General features: G+C 60.4%; 12 protein-coding genes. 4 read left to right on the plus strand and 8 right to left on the minus strand.

What is annotated here, in order from left to right; all coding sequences use genetic code 11:
* Positions 1-25: 25 nt before the first annotated feature.
* On the minus strand, positions 26-1,015 hold the full coding sequence (gene paaA, locus AC1RRC_RS14140) for a 1,2-phenylacetyl-CoA epoxidase subunit PaaA (RefSeq protein WP_493056122.1): 990 nt from the start codon (positions 1,013-1,015) through the stop codon (positions 26-28).
* Positions 1,016-1,222: 207 nt separating this feature from the next.
* Between paaA and paaX the strand changes: the two genes are divergently transcribed.
* The gene (gene paaX / locus AC1RRC_RS14145; RefSeq protein ID WP_493056123.1) at positions 1,223-2,152 is read left to right on the plus strand and encodes a phenylacetic acid degradation operon negative regulatory protein PaaX; all 930 of its coding nucleotides are present in this window, start codon (positions 1,223-1,225) and stop codon (positions 2,150-2,152) included.
* Between the two features lie 131 nt (positions 2,153-2,283).
* On the opposite strand, the gene AC1RRC_RS14150 is transcribed toward paaX, so the two are convergent.
* The gene (locus tag AC1RRC_RS14150) at positions 2,284-5,469 is read right to left on the minus strand and encodes a tetratricopeptide repeat protein (RefSeq protein WP_493056124.1); all 3,186 of its coding nucleotides are present in this window, start codon (positions 5,467-5,469) and stop codon (positions 2,284-2,286) included.
* A 27-nt stretch (positions 5,470-5,496) separates the two neighbouring features.
* Entirely contained in the window at positions 5,497-6,696 is a 1,200-nt protein-coding gene (locus AC1RRC_RS14155) for an ATP-binding protein (RefSeq protein ID WP_493056125.1), read from the minus strand.
* Positions 6,697-6,879: 183 nt separating this feature from the next.
* On the opposite strand from AC1RRC_RS14155, the gene AC1RRC_RS14160 reads away from it, so the two are divergent.
* A complete protein-coding gene (locus tag AC1RRC_RS14160; RefSeq protein WP_493056126.1) occupies positions 6,880-8,190 on the plus strand; it encodes a metal-dependent hydrolase family protein in 1,311 nt (436 codons plus the stop codon).
* Positions 8,191-8,316: 126 nt separating this feature from the next.
* On the opposite strand, the gene AC1RRC_RS14165 is transcribed toward AC1RRC_RS14160, so the two are convergent.
* From AC1RRC_RS14165 to AC1RRC_RS14175, 3 genes are all read right to left on the minus strand, one after another.
* Positions 8,317-8,526 (minus strand): cold-shock protein, encoded by a 210-nt coding sequence (locus AC1RRC_RS14165; RefSeq protein WP_154375798.1) that lies wholly within the window; start codon positions 8,524-8,526, stop codon positions 8,317-8,319.
* Positions 8,527-8,941: 415 nt separating this feature from the next.
* A complete protein-coding gene (locus AC1RRC_RS14170; protein ID WP_493056127.1) occupies positions 8,942-9,394 on the minus strand; it encodes a GFA family protein in 453 nt (150 codons plus the stop codon).
* A 3-nt stretch (positions 9,395-9,397) separates the two neighbouring features.
* Positions 9,398-10,483 (minus strand): TRAP transporter substrate-binding protein, encoded by a 1,086-nt coding sequence (locus AC1RRC_RS14175; RefSeq protein WP_493056128.1) that lies wholly within the window; start codon positions 10,481-10,483, stop codon positions 9,398-9,400.
* 176 nt (positions 10,484-10,659) lie between these two features.
* On the opposite strand from AC1RRC_RS14175, the gene AC1RRC_RS14180 reads away from it, so the two are divergent.
* On the plus strand, positions 10,660-11,787 hold the full coding sequence (locus AC1RRC_RS14180) for a M14 family metallopeptidase (protein WP_493056129.1): 1,128 nt from the start codon (positions 10,660-10,662) through the stop codon (positions 11,785-11,787).
* 85 nt (positions 11,788-11,872) lie between these two features.
* A complete protein-coding gene (locus AC1RRC_RS14185) occupies positions 11,873-14,101 on the plus strand; it encodes a TonB-dependent receptor plug domain-containing protein (RefSeq protein WP_493056130.1) in 2,229 nt (742 codons plus the stop codon).
* 48 nt (positions 14,102-14,149) lie between these two features.
* On the opposite strand, the gene AC1RRC_RS14190 is transcribed toward AC1RRC_RS14185, so the two are convergent.
* Together AC1RRC_RS14190 and pmbA are read right to left on the minus strand one after the other, a co-directional pair.
* Entirely contained in the window at positions 14,150-15,241 is a 1,092-nt protein-coding gene (locus tag AC1RRC_RS14190; protein ID WP_493056131.1) for a TRAP transporter substrate-binding protein, read from the minus strand.
* Between the two features lie 106 nt (positions 15,242-15,347).
* The gene (pmbA, locus tag AC1RRC_RS14195) at positions 15,348-16,700 is read right to left on the minus strand and encodes a metalloprotease PmbA (RefSeq protein ID WP_493056132.1); all 1,353 of its coding nucleotides are present in this window, start codon (positions 16,698-16,700) and stop codon (positions 15,348-15,350) included.
* Positions 16,701-16,714 lie beyond the last annotated feature (14 nt).

Raw genomic sequence — 16,714 nt, forward strand, 5'->3', positions numbered from 1 at the left:
TCAGTACCACCTGACACCTTCGGTATCAGGCAGCAGCCGGTGTAGATTGTTGTTTGTCGGCGTACGCCACCAGCGCGTCGCGGAACCACTCGCCATCGTCCCAGGCTTTGACGCGGGTGCGCAGGCGTTCGCGGTTGCACGGGCCATTGCCCTTCAAGACCTGGTGGAACTCTTCCCAGTCGATTTCACCGAAGTCGTAGCTGCCGCGCGCCTCGTTCCATTTGAGGTCCGGGTCGGGCACGGTCAGGCCCAGGTATTCGATTTGCGGCACGGTCTGGTCGACCATGCGCTGACGCAGTTCATCGTTGGAGAACAGCTTGATGCGCCATTGCGCCGATTGCGCGCTGTTGACGGAGGCCGCGTCGGACGGGCCAAACATCATCAGGGAAGGCCACCACCAGCGGTTCAGCGCATCCTGCGCCATGGCCTTCTGCTCCGGCGTGCCCTTGGCCAGCGACATCATGATGTCGTAGCCCTGGCGCGCGTGGAACGATTCTTCCTTGCAGACGCGGATCATGGCGCGCGAATACGGACCATACGAGCAGCGGCACAGCGGGATCTGGTTGATGATGGCGGAACCGTCGACCAGCCAGCCGATGGCGCCCATGTCGGCCCAGGACAGGGTCGGGTAATTGAAGATGCTGGAATATTTGGCTTTGCCGCTGTGCAGGGCCGCCAGCAATTCATCGCGCGAGACGCCCAGGGTTTCCGCGGCGCTGTACAGGTACAAGCCATGGCCGGCTTCATCCTGGATCTTGGCCAGCAAGATCGATTTGCGTTTCAGGGTCGGGGCGCGGGTCACCCAGTTACCTTCAGGCAACTGGCCGACGATTTCCGAGTGCGCGTGCTGCGAAATCTGCCGGATCAGGGTCTTGCGGTAAGCGTCCGGCATCCAGTCTTTGGCTTCGATTTTCACGCCGGCATCGATGCGAGCCTGGAACTCGCGCTCTTCCGCGCTCATGTCGTCGCTGGTCTGGACCTTCTTCAGGCCGGTTTCCACCATCTGTGCGTACATGACTCATGTCTCCTTCATCAAGGTATGACCGCATATTACGATACAAAATTTCAGTTGGCTACAGTTTTTATGACTCAAATCATTTTTATGTATCCAGTTAGAGCGCAAAATGGCTGGTTTGGGCGACTATAAGAAAAATAATGCTGCGCCGAAGCCAGAGCAAAGTAAACTCCTGCCTGACGAGACCTAATAATATTGCACTGCAAGATGAATATCCTGAACAGCAACGAATGGATTGCGCACTTCCTGGCCACCGACCCGCCCCGCTCAAAGTCGCTGGTGATGACGATCTTCGGCGACAGTATCGTGCCGCATGGCGGGACAGTCTGGCTGGGTAGCCTGATCGAATTGCTGGCGCCGTTCGGCGTCAATGACCGGCTGGTGCGCACGTCGGTGTTCCGGCTGGCGCAGGAAGGCTGGCTGGCGTCGCAGCGCGATGGCCGCCGTTCTTCGTATGCCGTGCCCTCGGATACCATCGCCCGCTTCACCCGCGCCTACCGCCGCATTTATGCGCCGCTGCACGCGGACTGGGATGGCCAGTGGACCCTGGTGATGCACCCCAGCGTCGGCCTGACCGCGTCCGAGCGCAGCAACCTGCGCAAGGAATTGCTATGGCAGGGTTACAGCATCCTGGCGCCGGGACTGGCCGCGCACCCGGCCGGCGACCGTGAAATCCTCGATGAATTGCTGGTCCGCACCGGCACGCAACACAAGCTGTTCGTGTGCCAGACGGCCGACTTGCCGGGCGTGCGCTTTTCCAGGCCGCTACGCGACATGGTGGCCGATGGCTGGGATTTGTCGGGCGTGGTCGAAGGCTACGAACAGTTCACGGCGCTGTTCGAGCCGTTGCTGGCGCTGCTGAAAGCCGGCCCGGCGCCGGTGCCGGAACACGCGTTCGTGATCCGCACCCTGCTGATGCACGCCTACCGCCGCGTCCAGCTGCACGATCCGCAATTGCCGGTGGAATTGCTGCCGGAACCATGGCCCGGCGCGAAAGCATATGACCTGGCGCGGGCGCTGTACCTGCACGTCTATCAAGCGGCCGAAGAGCACATCACGGCTGTGTTGCGGCGCGAGGATCCGGAGGCGCCGCAGGCCGATGACAGCTTGTACCTGCGCTTTGGCGGCTTGAAGTAATCGATCAGTAAATGGTCACCCTGGCGGCATCACTTGCCAAGCAGACTCAAGTAAGTGCGTACTTATGGATCCCAGCATCCGTGTTGGGATAGCCATGCCGTCGAGCATGGCCACGCTGAAGGCAAACTAACTCAGCCGACATCGACACCCAACTCCTGAGCGCAGTCACGCACATACTGCATCACTAATTCAACGCCGGCGTCAGGGGCAATCTCCAAAGCCTTTCGCAGGGATTGGTCGCGCTCCGCTTGTTGCCCCAATGCGTGGAAGCAACGAGCCAATTCGGCATGTGTATAGGCTTGCCCCATAGGATCCGTGATTTGTAAATACAAGTCCAATGCTTTTAGATGTATGTTTACCGCTCCGGCTGGATCACCGTTCGACCTGAGCAGATTTCCCAGCGACTTTAGCGTGTTCGCTTGCCCCAGTCCGCTTTGCTCCCGCTCGTGCTGCGCCAGTGCCCGATCATATAGCGCTCTGGCCACATCCAATCGGTTCAGGCGACATTCCAGGTCGCCCAGCGACTTTAGCGTGTTCGCCTGCCCCAATCCGTTTTGCTCCCGCTCGAACAGCGCCAATGCCCGATCGTACAGCGTTCTGGCCACTTCTAAACGCCCCTGCCGATGTTCCAGATCGCCCAGCGACTGCAGCGTGTTCGCCTGCCCCAGTGCGCTTTGCTCCCGCTCGTACTGCGCCAGCGCCCGGTCGTACAGCGCTCTGGCCACACCCAACCGGTCCAATTGGTATTCTAGATGGCCCAGCGACCTGAGCGTGTTCGCCTGCCCCAGTCCGTCTTGCAATCGTTCGGACAGAGCAAGTGCCCGGTCATACTGCGCTCTGGCCACGTCCAACCGGCCCAACCGACGTTCCAGATCGCCCAGCGACCTTAGCGTGTTTGCCTGCCCCAGTCCGCGTTGCTCCTGCTCGAACAGCGCCAGTGCTCGGTCGTACAACGCCCTAGCCACTTCTAACCGGCCCAGCCGCCCCTCCAGATCACCCAGCGACTGAAGTGTGTTCGCCACCCCCAGTCCGTCTCGCTCCCCCTCGAACTGCGCAAGCGCCCGGTCGTATAACACTCTGGCCTGATCCAATCGACCCAGCCGACTTTCCAGATCACCCAGTTTTTTGTGGACTGAACCTGTCTGTGCAAGTAATACACTCAACCGCCGCAGCACATCCACGGCCAGGATGACCTTGAACGAATACAGGTTGATTAAGCGATGATGCAGATCGTTCAACCAAGTGCCATCTGGTGTTCTAGCTTGCATTTCGTGGTGCATCAGTCTGGCCAGGCTCTCAAAATGGGCAAGCAGCCAAGCCCGGGCCTCCAGCACCTCCGCCGTGGACTGCACCGTGGCCGCTGCGCTAGCTTGGTCGAAAAACATCTCATGAAGCACAGAACGTCCTGTGGCCCAATCAAAGCCGTCGGTCTGATTAAGTGAAGCGCCAAGCGCATAACGGGCCAAGGGCGGCAATATGCTCCAGCGCCCATCGGCCTGACGATTGATGACATGATGGCGTACCAGCGCCGGACGGGCGGCGGCCCAGCCACCGCGATGCTCGATTTCATTCAGGATAGCTTCACTTGCACCAGTGGCGAACACACTGAGCGCCATCCACAGGTTCAATGCGCCTGGCGTCCGGCTCAACGCTTCTGCAGTCAAGCGCAGGCTGGCGGGCAAGCTGCCTTGACGACCGGCCTCGCCGGGCTGCTGTAGGATCTCCGCCCCCAACCCGCGCCAACGCCGCTCCAATTCGTGATAGGCGTAGCAGTCGCCGAGCCGGGCAGCAAGGGTCACGCTCAGCGCGTGCCCGCCCAAATCATCGATAACAAATTCCGCCAGCAAGTCATCCACCGGCAAGGCATCACTTCCCAGCCAAAGTTCACGAAATAGCCGCAACGCCGCCGTGCGCGGCAACACGCCAATTTCGATGCTGACACCAAACACCCTAGGCAAGCTATAGCGCGACGACACCAGCAACCTGACGCCTGGCAGTTGTTGCATCGCACGCAAAAAGTCTGCGCCCTCATCAGTGGAAGCGACACTCTCCAGGTTGTCAAGGTAATACATACCTGCCGGCAACGCATGGAGCAACTGCTCACCGGACTGCACGTCAGGGAGGTCCAGCATACTGGCCAGGCGATCAACCAGCGTCGCGAGGCTGGCGCCGTCGGCGACCGCGACGAACCATGCCGTCTGGCCGGGATCAGTTGCCAGCCAGCGCTTGAGTGCTGCTTTACAGACTTCGGTCTTGCCGATGCCGCCCACACCCGAGACTTCGCGCGCGGTCACGACCACGCCGCTATCGTGCCCACTCAAGAACGACAATACCTTCTCCACCTCGTCATCACGTCCATAGAAACGTCCCTCGGCGGGCTGTAGACGGTTGTCGAGCGCCCCTGTCAGTTGGCCAGGGGGCCGCCGAACTGGCTGCTGCGCGGGCGCGCGCACCGCCGGAGGCGGCGCAATGGACTGCGCAACGGGAACATCCAGCTGCACGGCTGGGGACAGCGGCAGCGCCTGGATGTCGTCGCGTATAAAGGCAACGAGCATGCGATGTACCTGGGCGTCGCGGCCTGAAGGCTTGCAGATGCTGAAGTGGTCTTCCGCCAGCGGAGTACAAGTCACTCCATCCAGCGCCGGATCGCTGCTGGACGGGTCCACTACCCGCACACCGACTTGCCGGGTAATCAGTCCTAGCCAACTCTTTTGCTGCCACACAACGTCACGCCGTTCAGCAAAGGCTGCCACTTTTAATTGCAGGTCTCGCGACTGCTTGCGAAACGCAGTATTGAGTTGAAGCAGGTGGGCATCGTGGAGGCACATGTTGCCGACCTGCGCATTGGTACGCATCACTGCCGCAGTAGCATTGGCGAGACTGGCTAGTTGCGAACCTTGGTGCGGTGTCGCTACAAACACGACGCCACGGATTCGGTTTACCAATGCCTGGGCCTTTACGTCGCCACTGGCCTGTGTCTGCGTAATCAGGGATTTGATCACCAGCCCGCCCATGCTGTGGCCAACCAGTACGACGCTCCGATCCTTTAAACCATCGTGAACAGCCAGCAACTGGACTACCTGCGTGCCTTGGTCCGGCAAGGGCATGGCCTGGTCTTGCCAGCGACTCAGCGCCGCATCATACCCCAAGGTCCAGGTATCGCAGCCCGTGTCTTTTCCGACCCAGTGCAACCAGCAATTGTCCCGGGAGGTGCCTGGCCCCACCCAAGTGTCGAACAGGTCGCCACCCAGTCCGTGCACGAACACGACCGCAGGCAGCGCAGGATTGCCACTATGTACTTGCTCCAGGCGCGCCATGGCTTTCCTTGGTATTTTTCGTGACAGTCAAGCTTCGGCTTGCACCCATGCTTCGCCGGGCATAATGCGTCGCATGAACTCATCAAACAGTGGCACCGTGAATGCCGTGTCGCCATGCGTTGGACTCCAGATCATCCCTTTGGAGATCAAGCTGCTGCGTACCGGGCCGAGGGATGAACTTTCCCTGCCGAGTCCTGCGGCAATGTCGCCAGAACGATGCGGCCCGCTGCCAAGCGCAGCCATCGCGCGCAAATATTTTTTTTCCGTTGGTGTCAGCCGATCAAAGCGCACCCTGAAAAAACTTTCGTCAAGTGCGGCAATGGCTTCCGTCGACGCTGTTTCGACATCCTGCCGCGTAATTGGGCTGACAGCGGCAACGTCCCATGCGTGCTTCCCCCATTCCTGCAAGAAGTAGGGATAACCTTGGGTGTAGTTCACGATGAGCGTCACCGCATCGTCATTGATGTCGACGCCTTCATCCTGGGCAGGTTTCACGATTGCATCAGCGGCGTCCGCAGCCTCCAGCGGCCCGATGGCAGGGAAGTCGAACAGGCGCTCGGCATACGATTTCGCCTCGCCCATCCGTCCGCGCAATTGCGGCAGACCGGCGCCGACCACCACTAACGGCAATTGCAATTGCGCGCAACGGTGCAACGCTGAAATCAATGCCGCCAGTTGTTGCTCAGGTACGTATTGCAATTCATCGATAAAGATCGCCACCAGCGTGCCAGCTGATTGCGCGGCCCGCCCCACTTGCTCAAGCAGCATCGTGAGGTCGCCCTCCAGGTCGCCATTGTCCGCCAATCCCGGCTCCGGCTCGTAATCCAGTCCCACCTCGATGTCATTAAATGTCAGCTTCATTTTTCCGACAAAGCCCGCCAATGCTCGCAACCCACGTACAGCCACGTCCTTGGCATTCTCCATCCGGCTTAATTTGAGCAATCCCAAACGCAATTGGGGCGCCAACGAAGCTGGTAGCGACTTCCCCTCTGGCGCCTCAATGCGGATTGTCACCACCCCGGACGCTTCGGCGTCCTTCATCATCTGATCGAGCAGCACAGTCTTACCGACGCCTCGGAGCCCCACCAGCATCATGCTCTTCGCCGGTTTCCCCCGGCGTAGCCGTTCGATGCATAAGTGCATTTTTTCTCTTACAGCATCACGGCCTGCCAGCTCAGGTGGAGGACTACCTGCCCCAGGGGCATATGGATTCAGGATGGGGTCCATGTGTACCTTCTTTAGCAAATTTATTCGATAAGCATAAATTAGCTAATGTAAGTATAGGTGTCAACATAAAGAGCATAAAAATCGAGGGCCGACCGTTGCCCACTGCTCGATACATTTCGACATTTTTTCACCCTTCCCCCCATGCTATTCTCGGCATTTCCTTGCTCCTTTGAAAGATTTTCCATGAAGCTCGCCCGCCTTGCCATCCTGCTGTCTGCCGCCCTGCTGGCATCCACCGCCGCCCTGGCCGCGCCCGTCACCCTGGTGCAAGCCGGTAAGCTGCTGGACAAACCCGGCCAGGCGCCGCGTGGCGCATCGACGGTCGTGATTGACAACGGCAAGGTCAGCGCGGTGCTGGACGGTCACGTGGGCGCCAACCAATATCCGGGCGCGGCCATCGTCGACTTGCGCAACCGCTTTGTGTTGCCGGGCCTGATCGACAGCCATGTGCACCTGGTCTCGGACCGCGCCGGCGCCGAAGGCGCGCTGGCCAACGTCAACACCAATGCCGCCGCCTGGGCTTTTGAGGCGGAACAGAATGCCCGTAAAACCCTGAACGCGGGCTTCACCACCGTGCGCAACCTGGGCGATGGCCCGGACGGCATCACCCTGGCGCTGCGCGACGCCATCAACAAGGGCTGGGTGCAGGGCCCGCGCATCCTCGATGCGGGCATGCCGATTTCCACCACCTCGGGCCACATGGACGGCCGCCTCGGTTATGCCGAGTGGGTCCAGCATGGCATCACCGAAGACAACCTGTGCGACAGCCTTGAAAGCTGCCGCCGCGCCGTGCGCAAGCAGATCGGCCGTGGCGTCGATGTGATCAAGATTGCCACCACGGGCGGCGTCAACAGCCGCGTCGGCGCCGGTGTGGCGAAACAGATGTTTGACGATGAAGCCAAGGCGCTGGTCGACACGGCGCACCTGTACGGCAAAAAGGTGGCGGTGCACGCACATGGCGAAGGCGGTATCAACCTGGCGCTGGCGGCCGGCGCGGATTCGATCGAGCACGGCACCCTGCTCGACGAGGAAGGCATCAAGCTGTTCCTGAAATCCGGCGCATATTACGTGCCGACGCTGTCCACCATCAATGGCTACAAGGAGCGCATCGCCGCCAACCCGAACGCGTATGAGCCGGACGTGCGCGCCAAGATCGACTGGCGCATCGGCATCACAGGCAAATCGTTGAGAATCGCGCATGCCAAAGGCGTCAAGATTGCGTTCGGCACCGATGCGGGTGTGTCCAAGCATGGACGCAATGCCGATGAATTTGAATTGATGGTGCAGTATGGGATGTCGCCGATGGAGGCGATCAAGGCGGCCACGGTGAATGCGGCGGATTTGCTGGGGGTGTCGTCGGTGGCCGGCACGCTGGAGGCGGGCAAGGCGGCGGACCTGATTGCGGTCGGTGGCGATCCGTTGAAGGATGTGACGGAGTTGAAGCGGGTGACGTTCGTGATGGCGGGCGGGAAGATCGTGAAAGCGGAACGCTGACCGGGTTGCCGCTGCCGTCGGCTGCGCATCAACAGAAAAGCCCGCGCAAGGCGGGCTTCGATTTACTGGCTATCGGACGCCCATGCTATCTGCATGGTGCGGCCGCAATCAGCAACTACTTGCAGCTTAGATCGGGTTGATCTGGGTAGCCTTGTCGCCCTTCGGGCCGGTGCCACGCACGAAATTCACGCGCTGGTTTTCCTGCAGGCTCTTGAAGCCATTCGATTGGATGTCCTGGAAGTGCGCGAACAGGTCGGCGCCACCCGCGTCAGGCGTGATGAAGCCGAAGCCCTTGGAATCGTTGAACCATTTAACGGTGCCGGTCTGGGTAGTCATGTGTGTTTTCCTCAAGGTTAATAGGGCAATAAAGCCCGGGCACACTTCAAATCAAGAAGCGGATGTAACGGAGGGATCAGACAGGAATTGTCCTTGAACAAGGACCAGACAGGAAGGAGGCCAACAATTATTACGTCTTACCGAAGTGCCCACGCAATATACATGGCTTTGCGCAGATCGCCTAACGATTTATTCACGGTCGAAAAAACACAACCCTGAACGCGGGTACCACCCGGGACTTCAGCCAGCGCCGCTGCCATGTGCGCAAGAAATCCCTGTCGCCCGCCGTATCCAATGCCAGCTTGTCGACAGCGTTAAGCTGCTATCAAAAACGTGAACACGCTCCCTTCCTGCCCTGAGCCGTCTTGTTGACCATACTCATGCCTGACAGGCATCACTTTCCCGCCTGATGCCCCTATACCGCCACGGTTTCGTCGCCATACACATCCCCATCCCATCCATCGGTATATTTCACCAAGCCATCGGCCACATCAATCACACGGTGCCGGTAAAACAAGTGCATGGTGGGCTGGAACGATGGCGGCAATTGCCCGCCTGCCGCGCGCGCGGCCAGGCTGTTGGGTACGACGCGCATGCCGAGCCGGTTGGTGCCGAACACGGTTTCACCGCAGCCGCGGCAAAATGCGCGTGACAGTTGCCGTTCGGGGTGCGCGTACGCGGCCACTTCGCCACGCGTCACACGCACCATGCCGGCATCCCATGCCGTCGCCGACAGCATCGCGGTGCCGTAAAAATCGCGGCACGCATTGCAATGGCAATGGCAATGGGCGCGCGCCGCCGGTTCCCCCAGCAACTCGACCACCACCGCACCACACGTGCACCCAATAGTCAGCGAAGGCGCCGTCATGGCTTACTTGCGGCCACTGCTGATCAGGAAATTCTGCATCGTCGATTCCGCCACCGACGCCCACAAATTCTGCTCGTGGCGGAACTTCTTCCACGGGTCGTAAATCTTCTTGAACTTGGCGTTCTTCGCGGCTTCCTCTTCCATCACGTCGACCGAGTGCTTGTATGCGGTATCCATGATCTCTTTCGAGAATGTCCGGATTTTCGCGCCGCTCTTTTGCAGGCGGGCCAGTGCTTTCGGGTTGCGCGCATCGTACTCAGCTTGCAGGCCCACGTGGCACTCGAAGCTGGCCGCCTCGATCGCCGCCTGGTATTCCTTCGGCAGCTTGTCCCACTCTTTCAAATTCACATAGAACGACAGTTGCGGCCCCGCTTCCCACCAGCCCGGCGCATAGTAATGCGGCGCGACCTTGGCCAGGCCCAGTTTTTCATCGTCGTACGGACCGACCCACTCGGCCGCATCGATCGTGCCCTTTTCCAGCGCCGAATACACGTCGCTGGCGGCAATTTGCTGCGGCACGGCGCCCATGCGCTCCATCACGCGGCCCGCGAAACCGGCGATGCGGATTTTCAAGCCCTTGATGTCGGCCACACCCTTGATCTCCTTGCGGTACCAGCCCCCCATCTGCGTGCCGGTATTGCCGCCAAAGAAATTGATGATGCCGTAGCCTTTGTAGAATTCGCGCAACAGTTCGCGGCCGCCGCCCTGGTCGCACCACGCCGTTTGCTGGCGCGACGTCAGGCCGAACGGCACCGCGCAATCGAAACAAAAGGTCGGATCCTTGCCGAAGTAGTAATAGGCCGGCGTGTGACCCATTTCCACCGTGCCCGCCTGCACCGCGTCCATCACTTGCAAGCCCGGCACCACTTCCCCGGCGGCGAACTGGCGGATCAGGAAGCGGCCGCCCGTCAATTCGGCCACCCGTTTGATGAAGCGCTCAGCGGAACCGTAGATCGTGTCCAGCGTTTTCGGGAAGCTCGACGCCAGGCGCCACGTAATGGCAGGGCCCTGGGCCAGGGCCGGCGTGGCAACGGCGGCGGTGGCGGCGGCGCCGGCAGTGGCTTGTTTCAGGAAGGAACGACGCTGCATTCGAGTCTCCAGAGTGGTAATGACTTGGGGGCCGGGCCGTCAGGCCGGGCCCCACCTATCAGAAATGAGAAAGCAGTTTATGTCTGAAATGACAAGCTTGCAATCCCAGGTGCTATATGAGGCCGATTAAAGCGGTTATCATATCGGCCACGCTTCATTTTCAACCCAGGATTTCCATGCCTATCAAAATCAGCCACCAATTCGATGCTGGCGCCATCGAGGTTCTGCGCGCGGATGATCCGTCCGCGATCGATCTGAACATCCGCAAGGATTCCGCCGCCGACATCATCCAGTGGTTCTACTTCCGCGTACAGGGCGCCAAGGCGACGCCGCTGACGATGAATTTCAAAAACGCCGGCCAGGCCGCTTACCCGGACGGCTGGAAAGAGTACCAGGCCGTGGCCAGCTATGACCGCACCAGCTGGTTCCGCGTCCCGACCTCGTTCGACGGCCAGGTCATGACCATCGAGCACACCCCGGAATTCGACAGCGTGTACTACGCGTACTTCGAACCGTATTCGTGGGAACGCCACCTGGCGCTGCTGGACAGCGCCCAGCTGTCGCCGCACGTGCGCATGGAAGACCTGGGTTCGACCCTGGATGGCCACGACATGAACTTGCTGGTGATCGGCGAACCGGCCGAAGGTAAAAAGAAAGTCTGGGTCATCGCGCGCCAGCACCCGGGTGAAACCATGGCGGAATGGTTCGTCGAAGGCATGCTCGATGCCTTGCTGGACGACGCCAACCCTCACGGCCGCCAGTTGCTGAAGGAATCCGTGTTCTACGTGGTGCCGAACATGAACCCGGACGGCTCGGTACGCGGCAACCTGCGCACCAACGCGGCCGGCGCCAACTTGAACCGCGAATGGATGACCCCGACCATGGAACGCAGCCCGGAAGTGTTCCTGGTGCTGAACAAGATGAAGCAGACCGGCTGCGACCTGTTCCTCGACGTGCACGGCGACGAAGGCTTGCCGTACGTGTTCGTGGCCGGTTCCGAATCGCTGGAAACGTTTGGCGACAAGGAGTTGGCCGAGCAGCAGCGCTTCATCAACGATTTCAAGATCGCCAGCCCGGACTTCCAGGACGTGCATGGTTATGGCGTGACGCCATTCACCCCGGAAACGCTGACCATGGGTTCGCCGCATATCACGCACGCCTTCGGTTGCCTGTCGCTGACCCTGGAAATGCCGTTCAAAGATAACGCCAACGATCCCGACCCGGCCGTCGGCTGGGATGGCGCCCGCAGCGCCCGCCTGGGTGCGGATATCCTGCAACCTGTATTACAATCGCTGCGCGCCTGATTCCCGTATCAGCGCCACCGATCAAGCCCCGCACGGCGGGGCTTTTTTGTGCCCGCAAATGTGTTAAATCGCCAGCCCACTCCATATGAAACGAACCGCCCGCCCTTCCCCCACTTTGCTGCGCCTGCTCGCGGCCGCGCCTGCCCTGCTGGGCGCCATGCATGCCCATGCAGCGGATGACCAGCCTAAGAAAATCGAAGAAAAAGTCCAGCAGGTGGAAATCAAGGGCGCGGCCACGGCCTATGATGCGCGCCGCAACGATACCGCCACCAAGATCGTCGTGACACAGGAAGAAATCCTGAAAAATGGCGACACCACCGTCGGTGAAGTACTGAAACGCTTGCCCGGCGTGACGATTGGCGGCGTGCAGGGACGCGGCGGCGATATCCGCATGCGCGGCCTGGGCGCCGGCTATACGCAAATCCTGTTGAACGGCGAACCGGCGCCACCGGGCTTTTCGCTCGATTCGATTTCGCCGGACATGATCGAGCGCATCGAAGTGATGCGCGCGGCCACCGCCGAATTCAGCACGCAGGCGATTGCCGGCGGCATCAACATCGTGCTCAAGCGCGCCGTGCAAACCGCGCAGCGCGAAGTCAAAGTCGGCCTGCAGGACGACAACGGCAAGATCGGCACCAACACGAATTTCCAGCTGTCGGACAAGAGCGGCATCATGTCGTATGCGATCGGCGGCAATTTCACCTATGGCAAATTCGACCGCCCGTCCGAACTGGTGCAGGAAGAATTCGACCTGGCCGGCAAGCGTACGCAGTTGCGCAGCGCCGACCAGCAAAACCGCGGCGTCTTCAAAGGCCTGGGCTTGTCGCCGCGCGTGAATTTCAACCTGGGGCCTGGCGATATCGTCACGTGGCAAAGCTTTATCAATGCCAACCAGTTCCGCGCCAATGTGACGGAGCGCTTCACCCAGCAAGAAGGCGAGCGCCTGGCGCGCTACGTGGGAACCGACGTCGGCATCCGCTCCGACTTCATCATGGCGCGCAGCGACCTCACGTGGACCCGCAAGCTGGCGGCCGGCGCCAAGCTGGAAATCAAGGGTGGCGTCAACTATAACAACCGCGACACGGATGCCCCCAGCCTGCAATACGCGCCAGGCATGAAACTGGCGATGGACCGCCTCGTGACATCGACCTTGACGGAAAAAGGCTATTCCACCACCGGCAAATACTCGACACCGATCATTGAACATCATGCGCTGGCGATGGGCTGGGACCTGGGCTTCAGCACGCGCGATGAAGACCGCATCCAGCGCGAAACGGAACTGCTGCCGCCACCGCCACCCAAGCCGGGCCAGCCGGCGCCACTGCCGGCGCAAAACCTGGACCAGGTATATAACGCGGACATCAAGCGCCTGGCGCTGTATGCGCAGGACGAATGGCAAGTGACGGACCGCTGGTCGATTTACATGGGTCTGCGCTGGGAAGGGATCGAGACCACCAGCGAAGGCACCGGCTATGCCGCCGTGGACAGCAAATCCAGTGTCTTCAGCCCGCTTCTCCAGACCCTGTGGAAACTGCCGGACACCAAGAACGACCAGGTGCGTCTGGGACTGACCCGCACCTACAAGGCGCCCGGCGTCAACCAGCTGATCCCGCGCCGCTTTGCATCGAACAATAATTCGTCAACCTCACCCGACTCGTCCGGCAATCCGCAATTGAAGCCGGAACTGGCCTGGGGCCTGGACCTGGCCTATGAACACTATCTGCCGGCCGGCGGCTTGCTGACGGCCAGCACCTACCTGCGCCGCATCGACAACAGTATCCGCAACCGCGTGGACTTGATCGACAGCCTGTGGGTGTCGCGCCCCGTCAATGCCGGCACCGCCAATACCCATGGGATTGAACTGGAAGCCAAGCTGCCATTGCGCTCGCTGTATCCAACCGCGCCGGCGATCGAAGTGCGCGCCAATATCGCGCGCAACTGGTCGACACTGGACACGGTACCGGGCCCGAACAACCGCATCGATGGCCAGACGCCGGTCAGCGGGACGGTGGGCTTCGATTACAAGATGGATGCGCTGCCGGTGACCACGGGCGCGAGCTTCAGCTTCCAGTCGGGCGGTCCGGTGCGGGTTTCGGATAAACAGTTTGCCTGGTCGGCGCCGAAGCGCACGCTGGACTGGTATGGCGTGATGAAGTTCTCGCCGAAGACGCAGCTGCGGGTGTCGGTGTCGAACCTGCTGCACCAGGATAACGTGGCGCAAAACGCATTCCTGACGCCGAATGGCTTGAATGCGGATACCACGCTGACGCCGACGGTGGCGATCGTGCGGGCTTTAATGGAAATGAAGTTTTAAAGCAAAATGGGCCGGATGATCTCCGGCCCATTTTATTGACTTACCAGGTTACTTACCGCCGCGTGCCACGGAAATCAGGAAGTTTTGCATCGTTGATTCCGCCACCGATGCCCACAGGTTCTGTTCCTTGCGGAACTGCTTCCATGGTTCGTAAATCTTCGCGAATTTCGCATTCTTCGCCGCTTCCTCATTCATCACATCCTGCGCTGTCTTGTAGCTGGCTTCCAGGATCTCTTTCGGGAACGAGCGCAGCTTGACGCCTTTCTTTTGCAGGCTGGCCAGCGCTTGCGGATTACGCACATCGTATTCCGCCTGCATCACCACGTGCGCTTCATACGACGCCACTTCGATCGCGGCCTGGTATTCCTTCGGCAGCTTTTCCCATTCCTTCAAGCCGACATAGAACGAGAACGAGGCGCCGGCTTCCCACCAGCCCGGGTAGTAGTAATACGGCGCGACTTTGTAGAAGCCGAACTTCTCGTCGTCGTACGGGCCGACCCATTCCGCCGCATCGATCGTGCCTTTTTCCAGCGCAGGGTAAATATCGCCGCCGGCCAGCTGTTGCGGCACCATGCCCAGGCGCTCCTGCACCTTGCCGGCGAAACCGGCGATGCGCATCTTGGTGCCCTTCAAGTCGGCCAGCGACTTGATCTCCTTGCGGAACCAGCCGCCCATCTGCGTGCCCGAGTTACCACCCAGGAAGTTGATGACGCCATAGCCCTTGAAGAATTCACGGGTCAATTCGCGGCCGCCGCCCTGGTCATACCACGCGGTATGCTGGCGCGAGGTCAGGCCGAACGGCACGGCGCAGTCAAACGCGAACGTTGGATCTTTACCGAAGTAATAGTACGACGCGCTGTGGCCGCACTCGACGGTGCCGGCCTGCACCGCGTCCAGCACTTGCAGGCCCGGCACGATTTCGCCGCCGGCGAAGACACGGATATTGAATTTACCGCCCGTCAGCTGGGAAACGCGCTTGACGAAGGTGTCGGCGGCGCCATAAATGGTGTCCAGCGTTTTCGGGAAACTGGACGCCAGGCGCCAGTTGATGGTGGGAAGCGACTGCGCCATCGCCGGCGTGACAATTGCGCCGGCGCCGGCGCCTACTGCGGCCTTTTTTATAAAGGAACGGCGTTCCATACTTTGGTCTCCTCAGTGGTGTTTTGCCCGAGACAGTGTATGGAAACAACTTTAAGGTTGCAATGAAAATATCATTGCGCCGTGCAGCATCTGCCGTCCAGCCGAATCAATTCCCGGCGATGACCATTTTTTCGATCAAAATCGAGCCGGTCTGCTTGGTGCCGCGCACCAGCACGTCCGTGCCGACGGCCACGATGTCCTGGAACATGTCTTTCATGTTGCCGGCAATGGTGATTTCTTCCACCGGGTATTGAATCACGCCGTTTTCCACCCAATAACCCGACGCGCCACGCGAATAATCGCCCGTCACGTAATTGGTGCCCTGGCCCATCAATTCCGTCACCAGCAAGCCGGTGCCCATTTTCTTCAGCATGCCGACGAAATCGTCATTCTTTTTCGTGCGGGACGACGTCATCGACAGGTTGTGCGAACCGCCGGCATTGCCGGTGGTCTTCATGCCCAGCTTGCGGGCCGAATAGGTGGACAGGAAATAACCTTGCAGCACGCCGTCCTTGACCACGTCGCGCGCCGAGGTCCGCACACCTTCTTCATCGAACGGAGCCGAACCAATGGCGCCGATCACATGCGGATCTTCGCTGACCTGGATGTGCGACGGGAAAATCGACTGGCCCAGGCTGTCCAGCAGGAAGGTGGATTTGCGGTACAGCGCGCCACCGGACGTGGCCTGCACCAGCGCACCCACCAGGCCGGCGGCCAGCGGCGCTTCGAACAGCACCGGGCAGGTGCGTGTATCGAGCTTGCGGGCATTCAGGCGCGCCAGCGCGCGTTCCGCCGCATAACGGCCGATGGCTTCCGGCTGCGACAGGTTTTTCGCATCACGCACCGAGCTGTACCAGTCATCGCGTTGCATTTTCGCGCCCTTGCCGGCAATCGGCGCCACGGAAATCGTATGGCGCGAATACGGATAGCCACCGATAAAACCGCGCGAATTGGCGGCCACGAAGTGCGATTGCTGCACGTGCACGCCGGCGCCCTCGCTGTTTGTCACGCGCGGATCGACGGCAAACGCGGCGGCTTCGGCGCGCTGCGCCAGCACCACGGCTTCTTCCGTGCTGATGTTCCATGGGTAGAACAATTGCAAATCCTGCGGGTTCTTTTCCAGCATGTCGTCATCCGCCAGGCCGGCGCAATCATCGTCCGCCGTGAAGCGGGCAATGTTGTAGGCCGCTTCCACGGTGGCGCGCAGCGAGGCGGCGGAAAAGTCCGAGGTGCTGGCATTGCCGCGTTTCTGGCCGATAAACACCGTCACGCCCAGGCCCTTGTCCTTGTTTTGCTCGATCGTCTCGATCTTGCTCTTGCGGACCGACACGGACAAACCGCTGCCTTCGCTGATCTCCACCGCCGCATCGGTGCCGCCCTTCTCGCGCGCATATTGCAATACATCGCGTGCAAGCTGTTTCAACTGGTCCTGGCTATGGGTGAAGAAGGAATCGCTCATGAGGTGGCTTTTTT

The sequence above is a fragment of the Pseudoduganella sp. GW821-FHT12E03 genome (genome assembly GCF_058807115.1).

What these genes read in the sequence shown, in the direction of transcription:
- AC1RRC_RS14175 (WP_493056128.1), bottom strand. Translation starts at nt 10,483, where the DNA reads ATGCAGCGTCGTTCCTTCCTGAAACAAGCCACTGCCGGCGCCGCCGCC.
- AC1RRC_RS14170 (WP_493056127.1), bottom strand. Translation starts at nt 9,394, where the DNA reads ATGACGGCGCCTTCGCTGACTATTGGGTGCACGTGTGGTGCGGTGGTG.
- paaX (WP_493056123.1), top strand. Translation starts at nt 1,223, where the DNA reads ATGAATATCCTGAACAGCAACGAATGGATTGCGCACTTCCTGGCCACC.
- pmbA (WP_493056132.1), bottom strand. Translation starts at nt 16,700, where the DNA reads ATGAGCGATTCCTTCTTCACCCATAGCCAGGACCAGTTGAAACAGCTT.
- AC1RRC_RS14185 (WP_493056130.1), top strand. Translation starts at nt 11,873, where the DNA reads ATGAAACGAACCGCCCGCCCTTCCCCCACTTTGCTGCGCCTGCTCGCG.
- AC1RRC_RS14165 (WP_154375798.1), bottom strand. Translation starts at nt 8,526, where the DNA reads ATGACTACCCAGACCGGCACCGTTAAATGGTTCAACGATTCCAAGGGC.
- AC1RRC_RS14155 (WP_493056125.1), bottom strand. Translation starts at nt 6,696, where the DNA reads ATGGACCCCATCCTGAATCCATATGCCCCTGGGGCAGGTAGTCCTCCA.
- AC1RRC_RS14180 (WP_493056129.1), top strand. Translation starts at nt 10,660, where the DNA reads ATGCCTATCAAAATCAGCCACCAATTCGATGCTGGCGCCATCGAGGTT.
- AC1RRC_RS14150 (WP_493056124.1), bottom strand. Translation starts at nt 5,469, where the DNA reads ATGGCGCGCCTGGAGCAAGTACATAGTGGCAATCCTGCGCTGCCTGCG.
- AC1RRC_RS14160 (WP_493056126.1), top strand. Translation starts at nt 6,880, where the DNA reads ATGAAGCTCGCCCGCCTTGCCATCCTGCTGTCTGCCGCCCTGCTGGCA.
- paaA (WP_493056122.1), bottom strand. Translation starts at nt 1,015, where the DNA reads ATGTACGCACAGATGGTGGAAACCGGCCTGAAGAAGGTCCAGACCAGC.
- AC1RRC_RS14190 (WP_493056131.1), bottom strand. Translation starts at nt 15,241, where the DNA reads ATGGAACGCCGTTCCTTTATAAAAAAGGCCGCAGTAGGCGCCGGCGCC.